Source organism: Fluviicola sp., from assembly GCF_039596355.1.
Taxonomy (GTDB): Bacteria; Bacteroidota; Bacteroidia; order Flavobacteriales_D; family Crocinitomicaceae; genus Fluviicola.
Window position 1 is genome coordinate 133,833 of the sequence record NZ_JBCNJW010000001.1, and the last position, 17,291, is coordinate 151,123.

The window sequence follows — 17,291 nt, forward strand, 5'->3', positions numbered from 1 at the left end:
ATGGCTTATTCTATTAAACCTGGAGTTGCTTCCGGAGATGAAGTTCAGGAAATTTTCCGCTTTGCAAAAGAAAAAGGGTTTGCGCTTCCTGCAGTGAATGTTACGAGTACTTCTACCGTGAATGCAGTGATGGAAACTGCTGCGAAATTGAATTCACCGGTGATTATCCAGTTCTCAAACGGAGGAGCACACTTCTTTGCCGGAAAAGGTCTTTCAAACAAAGATGAAAAAGCGGCTATTTTAGGAGGGATTTCCGGTGCGAAACACGTACATGCTTTGGCGGAAGCTTATGGTGTGACGGTGATTCTGCATACGGACCACTGTGCGAAAAACCTGCTTCCATGGGTAGACGGGTTATTGGATGCCGGCGAACAGTTCTTCAAAGAAACCGGGAAACCGTTGTATTCTTCCCACATGCTGGATTTATCCGAAGAACCGATTGAAGAGAATATTGAGATTTGCAAGGAATACCTGGCGCGCATGAGCAAGATCGGGATGACATTGGAAATCGAGCTTGGAATTACAGGTGGTGAAGAAGACGGAGTGGACAACAGCGACGTGGATTCATCCAAATTGTATACACAACCTGAAGAAGTAGCATACGCATACGAAGAATTGATGAAAGTGAGCCCACGTTTTACAATCGCAGCTGCTTTCGGAAACGTACACGGAGTATACAAGCCGGGTAATGTGAAGCTGACACCGAAAATTTTGTTGAATTCCCAGAATTTCGTTCAGGAAAAATTCAATACAGGCCACAATCCGGTTGATTTCGTATTCCACGGAGGTTCCGGTTCTACCGTAGAAGAAATCCGCGAAGCAATTGGTTACGGGGTGATCAAAATGAATATTGATACGGATCTTCAGTTCGCCTTCACAGAAGGTGTGCGCGATTACATCGATTCAAAAATCGACTACCTGAGAACCCAGATCGGTAACCCGGAAGGGGAAGATTCACCGAACAAGAAATACTACGACCCGAGAAAATGGCTTCGTGAAGGTGAATTGACATTCGTGAAGCGTTTGGAGCAATCCTTTTCGGATCTGAATAACGTAAATACATTGACTAAATAAAGAAGTGTGATATGAGTTGGTTTAAACGTTCCAAAGAAGGTATTACTACCTCTACAAAAGATAAAAAAGAAACTCCGGAAGGACTTTGGAGTAAGTGTTCCAGATGTAAAACCGTTTTCACGGCTCAGGACCTGGAGAAAAATGCATGGGTTTGTGACCGTTGTTCCAACCATGAGCGCATTGGTTCCGAGCAATATTTCCACTTGTTGTTTGACGACGGAAAATACACGGAACTGAACGAGAAAGTAACTTCAGGCGACCCGCTTGATTTCGTAGATACCAAGAAATACACCGACCGAATCAAGGCTACTCAGAAAGCTACCGGGTTAAAAGATGCAATCCGCACAGCATACGGAGACCTGGATGGGTTCCCGTTTGTAGTTGCAGCAATGGACTTCGCATTCGTAGGAGGTTCTATGGGATCGGTAATGGGAGAGAAAATTGCCCGTGCAATTGATAAAGCAATCGAATTGAAAGCCCCTTTCATGATCATTTCCAAATCCGGAGGTGCGCGGATGATGGAAGCAGGATTTTCCCTGATGCAGATGGCAAAAGTTTCCGGAAAACTGAGCTTGCTGTCGAAAAATAAACTGCCGTACATTTCTTACCTGACAGATCCGACAACCGGAGGTGTAACCGCTTCCTTTGCGATGCTGGGAGATATCAATATCGCCGAGCCGGAAGCATTGATCGGTTTTGCAGGACCTCGTGTTGTGAAAGAAACAATCGGTAGAGACCTGCCGGATGGTTTCCAGACTTCCGAGTTCGTTTTGGAACACGGATTCCTGGATTACATTGTAAACAGAACAGAATTGAAAGAAACACTGGGGCATTCACTGAAATTGTTCAGATCATAAATTCATTAAATACAGATTTCCCCTTGGCTCAGTCAAGGGGATTTTTTTGCCATGAAGATTGTAACAGCAAACCACTTCCTGATTTCCTCCTGGTCGGGAGGAACCACGACGCAATTGATTATTTTCCCGGAAGGAGCAAGTCTTTCCGAACGCAATTTTGATTGGAGGATCAGTTCTGCGGTCGTGGAGACCGAAGAATCCGATTTCACGGTATTCGACGGGTATGAACGTATCCTGATCCCGCTCGAAGGAAGCCTGGAAATGGAACACCAGACAGAAAAAGGAATTCTAAATCAATCGGTGAACACCTTTGAACTGGCTCGTTTCAAAGGAAGCTGGAAAACACACGGCAAAGGAAAACTGATGGATTTTAATCTCATATTCAAACCCGTTTACGCTCCTGTTGTTTCGGTTCAGATATGGGAAGCCGGAAAACAGGTTCAATGGGAACCGGATGTGACTGCGGTGTATCTTCACCAGGGAATTTTGGAGTCTGAAGGCCAGCGAATCGATGCCTCTGCCGTATTGCTTCCAAACGGACAGAGTGATTCCGTTTGTTTGACTTTGGAAAGGGCAAGGGTGATCATTATCAGGATGCTGCGGTCCGAATAGAACCTTTTCAGGTCATTTTTCACCTTGTTTACGGGGGATTTACTGCCATAAATTGTACTGAAACGGATTATTCGTTGAAATAGTATGAATATTCATTTGTTAGGAAAATATTTTCATCAGGCACGGGGGAGTATAGGCTAAAATATTATATTCGTTCAACTGAAAACTATTGCGAAACTAATACATACAGTACCTTGAATAAAATAATAAGCATACTTCCTTTCTTACTGTTATTATCCAATTCCGGATGGGGTGCAAAAGAGCATGATTCAGATACTTTGAATCGCTTGGATACACATGGAAAAAGAACCGGGTACTGGGTGGTTAATGAAGATAATGATGCTACTTCGCTGGATAGTCGTTCCAAAAGAAAAGAAGGGCGTTACATCAAAGGCCGCAAATATGGAGCGTGGATTTGCTATTATCCGGATGGAAAAACACCGCGTTTGATCGGGGAATACCTGGATAACAGACCCGGAGGAGCTTATTTCCGTTTCGATCAGAAAGGCGAATTGACACAGGCAAGTACGGTTCCAAGAAATATTGTTCCATCACAAATACTCGAAGCACACAATGCCTTGTTTGATTGCAGAATGTTCTTCCATAACCGCGAAATGGTTGCAGGACAGGTGTTTTTTGCAAAACGTGCGTTCAGCACACCGTTTGCTTACCAGTTTTGGGTGGAAGAATCGATGCATCAAAACCAGTCGCGGAATGCAGAAGTAAATTTTGCCTGGTTGTCTCAAAATTACCCGCAACTGTATTCAACTTATCTGAGTGTGAGAACGCCACGTAATGTGAGCACTGAAAACCCGGAAATCCAAAGCGTCGTCAATAAAATTGAACGTATCCAGGATTCAAGCCCGGTAAATCATCCCCGGAATGCTGCTATGAGCGCACCATATGTACATGCACCGCGTGTGGCAAAAGGAACCGTGTTCCAGCCGAATGGATTCAATAAACTTTACACGGAGTCTGACGAAATCTGGATCGACGGATTATTCCGGAACGGCCAGTTAAAAGACGGAAAAGTCTTTGTGTATGACCGGGACGGCGTTTTGCTCAAAGTGCGCATCTTCAAAGACAGCCAGTACGTTTCAGACGGAGGACTATAACTAATTGCGAATGAGTAATTCCCAATTCCGAATTATTCATTTCGTTCTTCCGTTCATTTTCCTTTGCAATTTTGTTTCACATTCTCAGGATCATTACTGGTATGGTCGGAAACGAGCCCTATATGTTGCTGCTGGGTATTCAGGTGGTAAACGTATTATTTCAGGAATTGAGATTTACCCGCAAGATTCTGCCAATCAGCAAATTCATGTGAAATTGGATATACTTGAAGATTGGGTGAAAGTGGATTCCGCGACATTCGATCTGTTTCTGGATACCACCAAACATGAACTCATCACCTTAGATGACAGGAAATACGAAGCCATTCAGTACCGCACCAAAGATTCTGGAGTATGGATCAATTTCGAAAAATCTCAAAAATACGAGCATACGGCATCAAATGGCATGGAGTTTATTTATTGGAGTTGTACTTTCGCAACAGTGAACTATTCTTTTAAAAATAGGTTTAAAAAATACCAAAAGATGCTGAAAGTGTATGATGAAAAGTAAACTTTTTAACGACCAATTCAGAATAATTCGGCATTTGTAATTCGCAATTCGGAATTATCTGTTATCTTTGCGCTGTAATTCCAAAAGTTGGGATTCTACATAATAATTATTCAAGTAATATTGGCATGTATTTAGATTCAGCTAAAAAGAAAGAAATCTTCGCAAAACACGGAGGTTCAGAAACAAACACAGGTTCTACAGAAGCACAAGTTGCTTTGTTCACATTTCGTATCGCTCACTTAACGGAGCATTTGAAAAAGAACCGTAAAGATTACGGAACACAAAGATCTTTGCAGTTGTTGGTTGGTAAACGTCGTAGTATGTTAGATTACCTTAAGAAAAAGGATATCGAGAAGTACCGTGCGTTGGTAAAAGAATTAGGATTACGTCGTTAAGATGTATTCTCAATGGGGTGATCCCATTGGCATAGTATTAAAGAGGGGGCTTGACGGATTATTCCGCTGTCCCCTTTTTTGTTGGTACGGGATGCATCGCGTACCAACAAAAAAATAAACATGTAAAAAACAGATATGAATATAGGAATCAAAAAATCCATTATGACCGGCGGGAAAGAAATTTCCATCGAGACCGGAAAACTGGCTAAACAAGCCGATGGATCAGTGGTGTTGCGCATGGGAGATACAATGCTCCTAGCGACAGTAGTTGCCGCACCAGAAGCAAAAGAAGGAGTAGATTTCCTTCCGTTAACAGTAGACTATAAAGAAAAATTCGCCGCAGCAGGCCGTATCCCGGGTGGATTCTTCCGTCGCGAGGCTCGTCCTTCCGAAGGTGAAATTTTGATCATGCGTTTGGTGGACCGTGCTTTGCGTCCATTGTTCCCGGATGACTACCATGCTGAAGTTCAGTTGATGATTCAGTTGTTGTCTTACGATGGAGTGAACAACCCGGATGCATTGTGTGGTTTGGCTGCATCTGCTGCAATTGCAGTGTCAGATATTCCGTTCAACGGACCGATGTCAGAAGTACGTGTAGGACGTGTAGATGGTCAATACATCATTAACCCGACAGTGGCTGAAATGAAAGTTTCAGATATCGATATCATGATTGCAGGTACTGTAAAAGACATCGTGATGCTGGAAGGTGAAATGAAAGAGATTTCAGAATTGGAAATGGTTGAAGTGATCAAATTGGCTCACGAATCCATCAAAGAACAATGTGCATTCCAGTTGGAGTTGGCAGCTGAAGTTCCAACTTCTTCACCGAAACGTGAGTATTCTCATGAGACTCACAACGAAGAAGTGAAAGCGAAAGTATACGAGTTCGCAATGGAGAAATGTAAGGATGTTGCGCGTCAGGGATTGGCAAACAAAGCGAAACGCTCTGAATTGTTCGATGCGATCAAAGCTGAATTGAAAGCAACCTATACAGAAGAAGAATTGGCAGAAGTAGGAGGGTTTATCTCTACTTATTTCTCCGAAGTGAAGAAAAAAGCAGTTCGTTGGGTGATGCTGCACGAACAAAAACGTTTGGACGGTCGTAAGTTCGACGAGATTCGTCCGATCTGGGCAGAGGTAGATTACTTACCGATGGTTCATGGTTCAGCAGTATTTACGCGCGGGGAAACTCAGTCGTTGACTACTCTGACTTTGGGTGGTAAACTGGATGAGCAGATGATTGACGGTGCAACATTCCGTGGAACTGAGCCTTTCATGTTGCATTACAACTTCCCTCCGTTCTCTACAGGTGAAGCGAAACCTATTCGTGGAACTTCCCGTCGTGAGATCGGTCACGGAAACCTGGCATTGCGCGCATTGAAACCGGTTCTTCCTGAGGACAACGCATACACGATCCGTTTGGTATCTGATATCCTTGAATCCAATGGTTCATCTTCTATGGCTACGGTTTGTGCCGGAACGCTTGCATTGATGGATGGTGGTGTTCAGATCAAAGCTCCGGTTTCCGGAATTGCGATGGGATTGGTTGCTGACGACGGTAAATTTGCCGTATTGTCTGATATCTTGGGTGACGAAGATCACCTGGGAGATATGGACTTCAAGGTAACCGGAACTTCCAAAGGAATCACTGCATGTCAGATGGATATCAAAGTAGACGGATTGCCATACGAAGTATTGATCCAGGCATTGGAGCAGGCGAAAGCAGGTCGTTTACACATCCTGAACAAGATTGTTGAGACGATTGCGAAACCAAATCCGGATTTCAAACCTCAAACTCCTCGTATCGAAGCGTTCAACGTTCCGAACGATATGATCGGTGCAATTATCGGACCTGGAGGGAAAATCATCCAGGGAATCCAGAAAGATACCAATACAACGATTACAATCGAAGAATTGGAGAACGGAGAAGGGCGTGTTCAGATCATGTCCAACAACGGAGATGATATGGCTGCAGCGAAGTCTCGCGTACGTATGATTGCTTTCCCTCCGACTGTGGAAGAAGGTGAAACATACGAAGGAAAAGTAAAAGCGATCAAAGATTTCGGATGTTTCGTGGAAATCCTTCCTGGAACTGACGGTTTGATCCATATTTCCGAGTTCTCCTGGGAGAAAGTAGCGAAAATGGAAGACGTGGTAAAAGAAGGCGACGTATTGAAGTTTAAAGTAGTCGGTAAAGATCCGAAAACGAAAAAATGGAAATTGTCACGTAAAGTGTTGTTGCCAAGACCAGAGAAGCCGGCTGCAGAAGCTGCTCCAAAAGCAGAATAAGTTGCAGATAGCATAAAATCAAAACCCCGGGCATTGAGCGAAGTCGAAATGCCCGGGGTTTTTGTTTGAATTCATTGACCTGAACCTCATTTTAGTTCTTCAAAGTCCGGATTAAACGTTCATTTTAAGGGTGTAATCAACCGAATGTTTCCCGGAACCAATAATTAGGAAGAATGTCGCGACAACCAATGCTATGATGGCTTGAGTCAGCGCCAGCGCGTCCATTGCTCCGGTAAAATTAATGATCACGGCCCCGATCAAAATCGGGTATTGAAATGCGAGAGAAAGCCGGGTGAGTAAACCCGCCGCGACCAGGATACCGCCAGCAAAATGAGACATGGCGATGTAGTGTGCTAAAATCAGCGTGGTTGCATCCGGATTATCCGGTGCAATTAAATGAGTCAGTTCTTTTGTTTGTCCGGCAAACAGAATTCCCTTCCAGAACAAAAAGATTCCTAAACCAATCCGAAGCACATCCAAACCAATTGACGTATGAGCGTTTGCCCATTTGTTCATTCTAACAATTGTTTTCATGACGCAACTATTTATAACTCTGGATAAGTTAATGAATATCAGCTTGAAAATCAAATTTTTGACACTTTTTAGATTTGCGGACTTAAAGGGACGGTGAGACAATTGTTTGAGTTGAATGACACGACTGATTTAAAATTTGCGCTCGCCAGGGCGAGTCTGCGTAATCGTTCGACTGAGCTCACGTCGAAGTCAGCGGGACAAAAAGGGAATCTGTCTGGAAACAAGGAAGATAAAACCGGAAAAGAAACGAATTAAAAGAGTTTTCATCGAATTGTTTTTGGTGTGAGTGTTTAAAACGTAATTTGGCAAACAGAAACAATGTAGAATATGCAAAAAGGAACAAGAATCACGTTTTTGCAGAGGGCCAGCCTGAAATTAACGATAGGAACAGTGATCATTTTTTCTTTTGGATTCACGAATTTCAGTAAGAAATCAATCCGAAAGGAAATCATTGGTTTTTGGCACATGGAAATGGAATCCGAAGCACGAGAAGACGAAACAATATATGGACACTTTGTTTTTGCAAAATGTAAAAAGGTAATAGAGAACGAAAATTATTATCATTTCGCGAAGAATGGCAAGTTTATACACAGAAAGCAAACTAGTTTTTGTGGAACCGGGTCAATTGAATTTACAACGATTCATGGAACCTGGAATCAGAGTAGTGATTCGACGGTAAGGATCAATTTTGATGATGAGGAAAAAAGTGAATCAAATTGTATTGTTTCCAGATCCGAATCAGGAAGAGTTTTACTGAAACATATCTAAAATAGCAATGACTAAATACTATGATCTAACGGATAGTCTTCCCAATCTCATCTGGTTTTTCATCTTCGGATTTGCGGCTCTGACCGGATGCGTGATTATCTGGGTTCGCTTCATGATTCAAAAAGCCCCTTTCTCAGATAAGAAAGTCATCGGGTTCTTTATCCTCGGAACGTTTATCTGGACGGCAATTATCGGTGGGCCGTTTGCGAATTACCTGGGAGCAAGAACTGCTTTGAAAAATGGAACATACCAGGTGGTGGAAGGAGCAGTGGAGCATTTTAGTCCGATGCCTATGGGGGGACACGGACACGAATCTTTTTCCGTCAAGGGCGTTTCGTTCAAATACGGTGAATCCAGCATTGATTTTGGGTTCGATAAGAGCCGGATCAACGGCGGACCGGTTTACCAGGGAAAACAAGTGAAAATCCATTATTACAAAGGCCGGATTCTGAGATTGTGGGTGTGCGATACGTGCGCATTCAACCCGGGAGGAGTAGAGTGGAAGGAATAAGATTTTCCTTTGGCTTCATCGCAAGAATAAAAATGAAAAACCATGACAATTTACATCTGCGAAATTCGCGTTATCAGCGGGAAATTTCAAAAACGTCAGGATGTTACAGTGATAAATACGAGTAAATGAAACCCTCCAAACGATTTTCCGTCAAAGACCGGATCAAAAGCTTTACATATGCCATTCAAGGGCTGAAAACGCTGTTCAGAGAAGAACACAATGCCCGGATTCACCTGTTGGCGGCTTTGCTGGTAGTTGCGTCGGGATTCCTGCTGAACATTTCCGGGAACGAATGGATCGCGCTTATAATCGTGATGGGGTTGGTCTTTATCTGCGAAGCGTTCAATACTGCTTTGGAAGCGTTGTGTGACTATGTACAGCCGGAAAAACATCCACAGATCAAAAAAGTGAAAGATTTAGCGGCTGCCGGTGTACTAATCAGTGCCATTTCAGCGTTAATAACCGGAATCATCATCTTCGGACCTAAATTCATGGTATTATGTACAAGCAATTAGTCAAAACCAACCAGCTTCAGATCTCCATTTTCATGGGAATTCTGTCTGTTTTCTGCTTCGCACTTTCGGTATTCAGAACAGAACTTTCCGGAACGCGTCATTTCCTGTTTTTGAACTGGAATTTGTTCCTGGCATTCGTGCCGTGGTTTTTAACACTCATCCTGAGCGTCAATCAAAACGGGCAAAAGAATCCGCTGGTTGTTTTTGGAATGTTGGGAATCTGGTTGTTGTTTTTCCCGAATGCTTCCTACATCTTAACGGATTTGTTTCATCTGAGCCACCATTCCTCCATGCCAATTTGGTTCGACCTGGTACTGATCCTGTCTTTCGCCTGGACGGGACTGCTCTACGGTTTTTTGAGTCTTTGGAACCTGGAAGAACTGATGAAACGCTTCCTGTCGCCAAAAACAATTACCGCTCTTTCCGTTTTCCTGCTGTTTGTGAGTAGTTTCGGAGTGTACATCGGAAGATACCTGCGTTGGAACAGTTGGGACATTCTGTCTCATCCGGGAAGACTCATGCAGGATGTCGGAGACCGGTTCATCAACCCGGCAGATCACCCGAGAACCTGGGGAGTGACCATTTTTATGGGTTTATTCCTCACCATGCTTTATTTCACATTCCGTTTCATGAGAAGGAAGCAAGTCTGACTCAGGCATTCTGAGCCTTAATCCGTTTCAAATCTTCGATTCCCCAGTTTTGGAGGATTTCAATCAGTGGAAGCAGTGATTTTCCGCGTGCTGTGAGTGCGTATTCCACTCTCGGCGGAATTTCTGCGTAGATGGTGCGCGTGATAAATCCGTCTTCTTCCAGTTCGCGCAGCTGATTCACCAGCATTTGTTTGCTGATGGTCGGGATGGCTTTTTGAAGGATGCTGAACCGGTTCACGCCCTTATCAATCCCGAAGAGGATGAGTACTTTCCATTTGCCGCCAACCTTGTTCAGAAAATGAGTAACCGGACAATTATTCGGATTAAAATCCCTGTTTTTTCGTGATTTTTCCATTGGTCTATAAAAATGTACTAGAGCTATAATAGTTGACTATTATGCACTGGTAGACAAAGGTATTACTTTTGATTTCAAAAAACAGGCAATGGATTTAGAAGCGATTAAACAACAAATGTCCGGACAATGGAAAAGTATTTCGGTAGAGGTACGTCCGAGCGGAACAAAAGATGCCGCGGGAAACATCAAGCCGTTCTTTCTGACACGTTTATTTTCCTATTCCCCGGATGATGTCTTTGAATTACAGGTAACGAGTTTTGCTGATTCGTTCGGAAAAATTCCGCTGGCAAAAATGGACATTCAGGGAACGATGGTCTGGACAGAAGAACACCCGGTAGCGCCAGGAGCCTGGAAAGTGAACTTTCTGGCAGACAAAGGATATTCGGTTACTCCTCTGAATCCTGGGTTTTCGGATCTTCTGAACCAGGTAGCAGTTGCAGGTTATGATCAATGGGAAGTGGGAAATGCACAGTCGATTTTTAAAAAGGCTTTTCTCCCGTTCGGGCTTTCTGAAGGACAGGTTTTTGCGGAATTTGATTTGGTGTATCTCCTCAACGATTGTTTGTTCTGGGGCGCACGGCATGTAGACGGAAGAGGTTTTGACACCGAAGAAAACCGTCCGACTAACTTGCAGATTCCCCTGGTTCGCGTGTAAAAAACAATCGGTAATCATCGTTCCTGCGAAGCGGATGTAAAAAACACGTAAATTCGCTTCAATGAGACATTTGCTAATGATCCTGTTGATCACCCCGTTCGGTGCTGTATTTGCACAGAATGAGGTTTACTACAATCACGTTTTTGATTCCGTATCGAAATCCGACAAGCAAAAGGAGGGCATCGCCTACTTTGAGTCGGAGCTGAAAAAGTACCCGAAAAATGAACTGCTTTTACGTTCGGTGGGAGCGTTAAACATGCAGTTAGGGAATTTGAAGGAAACCACAACGTATTACAACAAAGCACTTGCTGTAAATCCCGGATGTGCGACCTGTTATTTCTTTCTGGCGCAGGCTGCGGCCAACGGGAATGACTTTTCCGGAGCTTATGCTTTCCTGGAAAAAGGGATTGCCCTTGACCCGAAAGATGCTTCGTTCTACCTGATGCGCGGAAAAATAAAACTGTTCCAGGGGAATGAAATCAGTGGTTTGAATGACTTGTCGAAAGCCATCCTGCTGGAACCGGAAAATGCCGGATACTATTTGGAAAGAGCCGATTATTACCTCCGGAAACAAAATTACTTTTCGGCGAAAGCTGATTTGCTGAAAGCTCAGAAAGCCGATCCGAAGAGACTGATCACATATAACAAACTGGCTGAAGTCTATACCTACGAACACGACTTTGAAACAGCACTGGCTTTTATTAACAAAGCACTGACAATGGATTCTGTCAATGTGGAGTCATTGATGACAAGAGGTGCGGTGTATTCTTCCCGCGAAGACGAAAATAGCGCGTTGAAAGATTTTGAACGGGCAACGCGCCTGGAACCGCTCAACTACATGGCGCATTACTACCTGGCTCAATCATACTACGGACTGGAAAAGATGGATGATTTTTGCCGGGAAGTTTCGGAATCGATCCGGCTGATTGAAGAACAAAAGATCAATGATCCCGACTTTTACCGGTATGCGCTCGCGCATCGAAACGATGTCTGTAATGATACGGTATCGAGTTATTACTACCAGCGCGGAATTGCGGCTTTCAATACGCAAGATTACCAGAAAGCAATTGAGTGGTATGATCAGGCAATCGAAAAATTCCCGACAGAATACATGACCTATTCGTTCAAGGGAAATGCGGAGTTGTTTTTGGGAGAAAGTCGGAAAGCCATCACAGATTACCAAAAAAGTTTGAATAAACTGGAAGAAGTCGGGAGCGAAATGCTGAAGAATCCCAAGTATACGAACGGCGTGTCGAAAGATTCATTGGAAGTCTTGAAAAAGGCTTTTGGTTCTTCGACGAACATTTCATTGGCGTTTTGCTACTTCAACCTGGGGAATACCGATTCGGCGTTGACTTGTGTGGATCTCTCCATTCAGAATGATCCGGGAATAGCGGACTTTGCAGCCGGGGATTCCTATTTTATGAAAGGAATTTTGTTGCTGGATAAAGGCCGGTTTGCCGAAGCGGAAAAAGTATTCCGCATGGCGGCAGAACGTTCACCCGATTGGTCCGGATGCGAAGATTACATGGCTTTGTCTTTGATTGCCCAAACACAGAAAAATCCACTGACGAGAAATGAATTGCAGATTCGCGAATTGAAAGATTTGGGAGAACTGCACTGGAATCTTCCTTTGAAAACCGGCAAAGGGACTGTTTATTTAGAAGAAGCGCTGAAACACCTCGAAATCGCTTTGCGGGTGAATCCGCAGGATGCATTGGCGTTGTATTTACGTGCATATGTGAACCGGCAAACGGGGAAAGATGCCTGCGGTGATTTTGTAAAGGCGAATCAGCTGGGCTACCCGGTAGAGTTGATCTACCTCAAAGCATGCAGTAAATAATCCAGGTAAAAGACTGCTCAATAATGTGCCTTGAAAGCTGCGGCAGCTTTGGTTAATAGTGAATCGTCATTTCGCCGTCCGTTACTTCAGGATATTGGTCAATCTCGTCGTTGAAAAGCGTTATCTCGAAGGTACAGTGCAACACACCGGTTAGGGAATCGTTGGATAAAACCGTCAATGAACCGTGCGACCAGCCGAATACCGTATTGGAATCCTGGATATGGTAAATTGCGAACAAATCCGATTCGCCGTCTTCGAGCGCATACGTTCCCGGGGCAATTGATTTGCGGATTATGACAGCATACGTATTGTTGTCAACCTGCTGATAAACCTTGTAGGCTTCCACTCCCAACAGGTCTTCATCTATCAGTGACACAGAAACAACGGTAGCATGATAGGGAACTCCGTCTTTTTTGAGTTTAAAACTATTGGTCGAAGTGGAATTTGTGTTGGTCTTCGGTGTATTTTCCTTCTTCTTGCATGCGCTGAGAGGAAGCAGTAACAGGATTAAAATATAGAGGATGTTCGTTTTCATAAGATGGAAAAATGATCAATAGTGGATTTTAAAATGACCGTCTTTGATGTAAAACGGAGTCAAGTGATCAACCGCATCCATGTAGAATAGATCAAACTGGAAGCGGGCTTCTATCAGGTGGTTTACCGAATCATTTTGAATGACTTCGAATCTGGATTCCGCAACATAATAAACCAAATTCGGTTCGATATACATAAATGTGATGAGTTGGGGATCTGAAGAAGTCGTGTTGTAGGAATACACTCCCGGCTGCAGATTTTTGGGAATCTGTAAGAAACATTTCGCTTTTTTACTCTGAAATCCTGTTTCTGGTACTATCAGGTTCAAATGGGTACTATCAGGAAGTTGAGTCTGTACCAGGCTGCTGAAAAAAGGGTCTCCATTTCTCGTAAAGGAAAATAGAGCTGTAGAATTGGCAGTTCCCGATTCAGGGGAATGAACCTCCTTCTTGCATGAAAAAGCAAAAATACCGGCGAATAGTATGATTAAGATGTTGATTTTCATGGTCTAATTTTGAGAAAGATACGCAAATTTCAGCAACCGGACGGAAGATTTAACATTTATGTTTCGGACCTGCTGTTACCAGGGGCTGATCAGTACTTCTCCAAAATTGCCAACTATTTTTGTGGTTTTCCGTAATTCGGATTCCGTATTTTCCGTAATTGTCACCCGTTTGATAAAAAGTATATTCGTCTTGACAAATAAAGTTATTTTACAGTACGGCTTAAGCCATTAAGTATTGTTTATAACAGGGGACTTAATGCTTGAACACTCCTGAAATCAAAGTAGAGCGCTTAAACACTATTTACAAATGAAGAAAATGATCTGTCTTGGGATTTTGGTATTTACCACATCTCTTATTATTCAATCGTGTACTAAAAGTCAACAGGAAAGAACTCCTGAACCTGCTGAAAAATTCACTTCTACTATTACAGTGAAAGATGTGAAAAAAATAATTTCAGCATTGAATTCACAGGAGAAAATTCCTACATGGGTAGAAAAAGCGAAGAAATGGCTGAAAAATCACACAGGAACTCATCTGCAAAATAATTGCAATGGAAATAATCCTTGCGGGCCGTGTCCTGGTATTTGTATTTCGGTAGCCCTGATTGACAGCCCGGAAAATGGAACAGATGTGGCTAGTGCATCCGACTATGCAAGTGGATTAAGAGTTTATGGCTTAATGCTTGTTGAGCATGAATTGACGGGAGAAGAAGCGTTTTTATTTTTGTTTAAAAATGATGTTAATGATTATACGATAGATGGGTTCTTTTACCTGGAATCTGATGTAGAAACGAGTGCTGCAATCACTACGTCTTTCGGGAAGAACCAAATACAGTTTAAGGAAGGGAAATATCCGGTTGTTTATGATAGTACGACTGGGTATCATTATGCTTTAGTAGAGTCGACCATAAACTAAGAAATACAAATGCAATCGCATTGATGATAAATTGTCAATGTGATTGCATGCTGACAACCTGAATAGAATCATCGAACAGTTCCAAATTTCCGGAATTGAAGGAGCGGCAACCAATTTTAACTTTTCAAGTTCTCTTTTCTCAATTAACTCTTGTATCTTTACCAACAACTTTAGGGGTGGCGGTAACCTGTACTGTCTGAGAAATACCCTTTGAACCTGATGCGGTTAATACCGGCGTAGGGAAAAGTAAAATGAATACAGTCTTTGTAGTCATTCCTAAAGTGCGTATATTACAGATGGGATGACAATATCATTTAACAATCAGATCATTGAAGTGGAAGACCAAATGGTGCTTTCCGATTTTGTTTTTCACCAGCTTGGAGAAAAGCAAAACGGTGTTGCTGTTGCCATTAACGGTGAAGTAAAACCCAAAGCTAGCTGGGGAGAAACACAGCTGTGTGCAAATGATGAGGTGCTGCTTATCAAAGCGACTCAGGGAGGATAGGCTCCTTTTGTAAAGTCAGTGCTCCACGGTATGAACCGGGTACAAATGGATAAAATATAAATCGATGAGACACATGAAGATGATGGTTTTGACTACTTTTTTGACGTTTCAGTCAGTTGCGCAAACCAGCGACCCCTATCTTTGGTTAGAAGATGTAGAAGGCAAGCAGTCGATGGATTGGGTATTGGCTCAAAACAGGATCACTGCTGATAAGCTGACACGGGTGCAGGGATTTGACCAGCTCAAGCAGCGGTTCCTGGAAACCTTTAACGACAAGGATAAAATCATTTATCCGTCCATGGTCGGCAATTACATCTACCATTTGTTGCAGGATGAAGAACATGTACGGGGTGTTTGGCGTCGTTGCACCAAAGACGATTACCTGAAAAACACCCCGAAATGGGAAATCGTCCTGGATTTAGACGTATTGTCTGCAAAAGACGGGAAAAAATGGGTGTTTCACGGAGCACAGTTTTTAGAGCCTGCAAACACCATCTGCCTGGTGAGTTTATCAGATGGGGGAACAGATGAAGATGAAATCCGTGAGTTTGATGCAGTCAAAAAGGAATTCATAGCAAATGGTTTTTTCCTGCCTTCCAGTAAAGGAAGTGCTTCCTGGATCAATGAAAATGAATTGTTGATTTCCCGGAATTTCGGAGAAGGAACTACGACCACTTCAGGCTACCCGCGTTTTGTGAAACGTTTGAAGCGTGGGATGCCGCTTGAAAAAGCAACCACCCTGATGGAAGCCCCTGAAAATTTTATGGGCATTTGGGGTTCAACGGATTACGAAAAGGACAAATACGAAATCTATATCAACAAGTGGGAGAATTTCTACAACCACTCGATGTACTACGTCAACAACGATAAACCCGTATTGCTCAAATTCCCGGGTGATGCTCAGGTAAACGGTTTATATAAAGACCAGGATTTAGTGAGTTTGAACTCCGATTGGACGGTGGGGAAAGAAACTTTTAAAGCGGGTTCATTGGTGAGTATAAATCACAAGCAACTGTTGAACGGCGAATTGAATGTGAAATTGATCTACGCACCCGATGCAAAATCGAGTATTGACGGGGTTGCCATCACGAAAAACGGATTGATTATTACCCTGTTGCGAAACGTTCAGAATGAATTATTGACAGCGACTTTCGACAACTCAAAATGGACGATTAATCCGGTTAAAACAAATGCATTCGGTAGAATAGCGGTTGTGGACGCAGACAAAAATCAATCGGGGTATTTCTACTCCTTCAGCAGCTACGTCCAGGCACCGACGCTTTACTACGTAGATGGAAAGGATACGAAGGTGGTGCAGGCGCAGAAGCCTTTGTTTAAATCCGATAATTTAGTGGTAGAGCAATTCGAATCCACTTCCAAAGACGGAACCAAAATCCCGTATTACATTGTGCACCGGAAAGACATCCCATACGATGGCTCCAATCCCACATTGGTCTACGCATACGGAGGGTTCAATATTTCTCAAAAACCCAATTACAACGTAACAACCGGGATTGGATGGTTAGAGAAAGGCGGCGTGTATGTTGTTGCAAGCATTCGCGGAGGCGGAGAATTCGGGCCGGCATGGCACCAGGCGGCGATCAAAGAAAAACGCCAGAATGCATACGATGACTTTTATTCTGTTTGTGAAGACTTAATTGCCCGTAAAATCACTACACCGGCTCACATGGGAGCTTTCGGATGGAGCAACGGAGGATTGATGGCCGGAGTGGTTGCAACACAGCGCCCGGATTTGTTCAATGCGGTAATTATCGGAGCTCCTTTGCTGGATATGCAGCGCTACAATAAAATGCTTGCAGGAGCTAGTTGGATGGGAGAATACGGAAACCCGGATGTACCGGAAGAATGGGAATATATCAGCAAATATTCACCATACCACAACGTGGAAAAAGGGAAGAAATACCCGGAAGTGTTCTTTGTTACTTCAACCAAAGACGACCGTGTTCACCCGGCACATGCCCGTAAAATGGCAGCGAAGATGATGGAACAAGGTCACCCGATTTATTACTACGAAACAGTAGAGGGCGGCCACGGGGCTTCTTCTACGAATGATCAATCGGCATTTAATGCGGCGTTGATGTATAGTTATTTGGCAAAGCAATTGAAAACAACCGAATAAAGCCATTCGA

General features: G+C 43.3%; 20 protein-coding genes and 1 riboswitch. Of the genes, 16 read left to right on the forward strand and 4 right to left on the reverse strand.

All coding sequences use genetic code 11. The annotated features are described in order from the left end of the window. From fbaA to ABDV94_RS00555, 7 genes are all read left to right on the forward strand, one after another. Positions 1–1,074, forward strand: a complete 1,074-nt coding sequence (gene fbaA / locus ABDV94_RS00525; protein ID WP_343603857.1) for a class II fructose-bisphosphate aldolase — start codon at positions 1–3, stop codon at positions 1,072–1,074. Positions 1,075–1,085: 11 nt separating this feature from the next. Further along, complete coding sequence (accD, locus tag ABDV94_RS00530; RefSeq protein ID WP_343603858.1) at positions 1,086–1,931, forward strand: acetyl-CoA carboxylase, carboxyltransferase subunit beta; 846 nt, start codon at positions 1,086–1,088, stop codon at positions 1,929–1,931. Positions 1,932–1,982: 51 nt separating this feature from the next. Next, entirely contained in the window at positions 1,983–2,543 is a 561-nt protein-coding gene (locus ABDV94_RS00535) for a HutD family protein (RefSeq protein ID WP_343603859.1), read from the forward strand. 194 nt (positions 2,544–2,737) lie between these two features. Continuing rightward, entirely contained in the window at positions 2,738–3,658 is a 921-nt protein-coding gene (locus tag ABDV94_RS00540; protein WP_343603860.1) for a hypothetical protein, read from the forward strand. Positions 3,659–3,668: 10 nt separating this feature from the next. Further along, positions 3,669–4,166, forward strand: coding sequence for a hypothetical protein (locus ABDV94_RS00545; protein ID WP_343603861.1), 498 nt, complete (start codon positions 3,669–3,671; stop codon positions 4,164–4,166). A gap of 125 nt (positions 4,167–4,291) precedes the next feature. After that, positions 4,292–4,561 carry a 30S ribosomal protein S15 gene (gene rpsO, locus ABDV94_RS00550; protein ID WP_343603863.1) on the forward strand — a complete coding sequence of 90 codons (270 nt, stop codon included), beginning with the start codon at positions 4,292–4,294 and terminating at the stop codon, positions 4,559–4,561. A 135-nt stretch (positions 4,562–4,696) separates the two neighbouring features. After that, on the forward strand, positions 4,697–6,850 hold the full coding sequence (locus ABDV94_RS00555) for a polyribonucleotide nucleotidyltransferase (RefSeq protein WP_343603865.1): 2,154 nt from the start codon (positions 4,697–4,699) through the stop codon (positions 6,848–6,850). A 111-nt stretch (positions 6,851–6,961) separates the two neighbouring features. Here ABDV94_RS00555 and ABDV94_RS00560 read toward each other — a convergent pair whose 3' ends face one another. Continuing rightward, positions 6,962–7,384, reverse strand: coding sequence for a DoxX family membrane protein (locus ABDV94_RS00560; protein ID WP_343603867.1), 423 nt, complete (start codon positions 7,382–7,384; stop codon positions 6,962–6,964). A gap of 327 nt (positions 7,385–7,711) precedes the next feature. On the opposite strand from ABDV94_RS00560, the gene ABDV94_RS00565 reads away from it, so the two are divergent. The 4 genes from ABDV94_RS00565 (at position 7,712) to ABDV94_RS00580 (ending at position 9,828) form a co-directional block, all read left to right on the forward strand. Next, a complete protein-coding gene (locus ABDV94_RS00565) occupies positions 7,712–8,152 on the forward strand; it encodes a hypothetical protein (RefSeq protein ID WP_343603869.1) in 441 nt (146 codons plus the stop codon). Positions 8,153–8,159: 7 nt separating this feature from the next. Continuing rightward, the gene (locus tag ABDV94_RS00570) at positions 8,160–8,663 is read left to right on the forward strand and encodes a hypothetical protein (RefSeq protein ID WP_343603871.1); all 504 of its coding nucleotides are present in this window, start codon (positions 8,160–8,162) and stop codon (positions 8,661–8,663) included. Between the two features lie 125 nt (positions 8,664–8,788). After that, the gene (locus ABDV94_RS00575) at positions 8,789–9,178 is read left to right on the forward strand and encodes a diacylglycerol kinase family protein (RefSeq protein WP_343603873.1); all 390 of its coding nucleotides are present in this window, start codon (positions 8,789–8,791) and stop codon (positions 9,176–9,178) included. Further along, positions 9,163–9,828, forward strand: a complete 666-nt coding sequence (locus tag ABDV94_RS00580; protein WP_343603874.1) for a DUF1361 domain-containing protein — start codon at positions 9,163–9,165, stop codon at positions 9,826–9,828. The genes ABDV94_RS00575 and ABDV94_RS00580 overlap by 16 nt, the downstream gene beginning before the upstream one ends. 1 nt (position 9,829) lies before the next feature. On the opposite strand, the gene ABDV94_RS00585 is transcribed toward ABDV94_RS00580, so the two are convergent. Continuing rightward, positions 9,830–10,183, reverse strand: a complete 354-nt coding sequence (locus tag ABDV94_RS00585; protein ID WP_343603875.1) for a helix-turn-helix domain-containing protein — start codon at positions 10,181–10,183, stop codon at positions 9,830–9,832. An 88-nt stretch (positions 10,184–10,271) separates the two neighbouring features. Between ABDV94_RS00585 and ABDV94_RS00590 the strand changes: the two genes are divergently transcribed. Both ABDV94_RS00590 and ABDV94_RS00595 read left to right on the forward strand, forming a co-directional pair. Then, positions 10,272–10,838 (forward strand): hypothetical protein, encoded by a 567-nt coding sequence (locus ABDV94_RS00590; RefSeq protein WP_343603877.1) that lies wholly within the window; start codon positions 10,272–10,274, stop codon positions 10,836–10,838. A 61-nt stretch (positions 10,839–10,899) separates the two neighbouring features. Then, positions 10,900–12,681 (forward strand): tetratricopeptide repeat protein, encoded by a 1,782-nt coding sequence (locus ABDV94_RS00595; protein ID WP_343603879.1) that lies wholly within the window; start codon positions 10,900–10,902, stop codon positions 12,679–12,681. A 52-nt stretch (positions 12,682–12,733) separates the two neighbouring features. On the opposite strand, the gene ABDV94_RS00600 is transcribed toward ABDV94_RS00595, so the two are convergent. Further along, on the reverse strand, positions 12,734–13,216 hold the full coding sequence (locus ABDV94_RS00600) for a hypothetical protein (protein WP_343603880.1): 483 nt from the start codon (positions 13,214–13,216) through the stop codon (positions 12,734–12,736). Positions 13,217–13,231: 15 nt separating this feature from the next. Next, positions 13,232–13,720 (reverse strand): hypothetical protein, encoded by a 489-nt coding sequence (locus tag ABDV94_RS00605; protein WP_343603881.1) that lies wholly within the window; start codon positions 13,718–13,720, stop codon positions 13,232–13,234. 307 nt (positions 13,721–14,027) lie between these two features. Here ABDV94_RS00605 and ABDV94_RS00610 point away from each other — a divergent pair, with 307 nt between their 5' ends. The 3 genes from ABDV94_RS00610 (at position 14,028) to ABDV94_RS00620 (ending at position 17,281) form a co-directional block, all read left to right on the forward strand. Next, positions 14,028–14,636 (forward strand): hypothetical protein, encoded by a 609-nt coding sequence (locus ABDV94_RS00610; protein ID WP_343603883.1) that lies wholly within the window; start codon positions 14,028–14,030, stop codon positions 14,634–14,636. A gap of 162 nt (positions 14,637–14,798) precedes the next feature. Further along, positions 14,799–14,896, forward strand: a riboswitch (TPP riboswitch). Between the two features lie 41 nt (positions 14,897–14,937). Beyond that, positions 14,938–15,141, forward strand: coding sequence for a sulfur carrier protein ThiS (gene thiS, locus ABDV94_RS00615; RefSeq protein WP_343603885.1), 204 nt, complete (start codon positions 14,938–14,940; stop codon positions 15,139–15,141). A gap of 64 nt (positions 15,142–15,205) precedes the next feature. Beyond that, positions 15,206–17,281 (forward strand): prolyl oligopeptidase family serine peptidase, encoded by a 2,076-nt coding sequence (locus tag ABDV94_RS00620; RefSeq protein ID WP_343603887.1) that lies wholly within the window; start codon positions 15,206–15,208, stop codon positions 17,279–17,281. Positions 17,282–17,291: the final 10 nt, after the last annotated feature.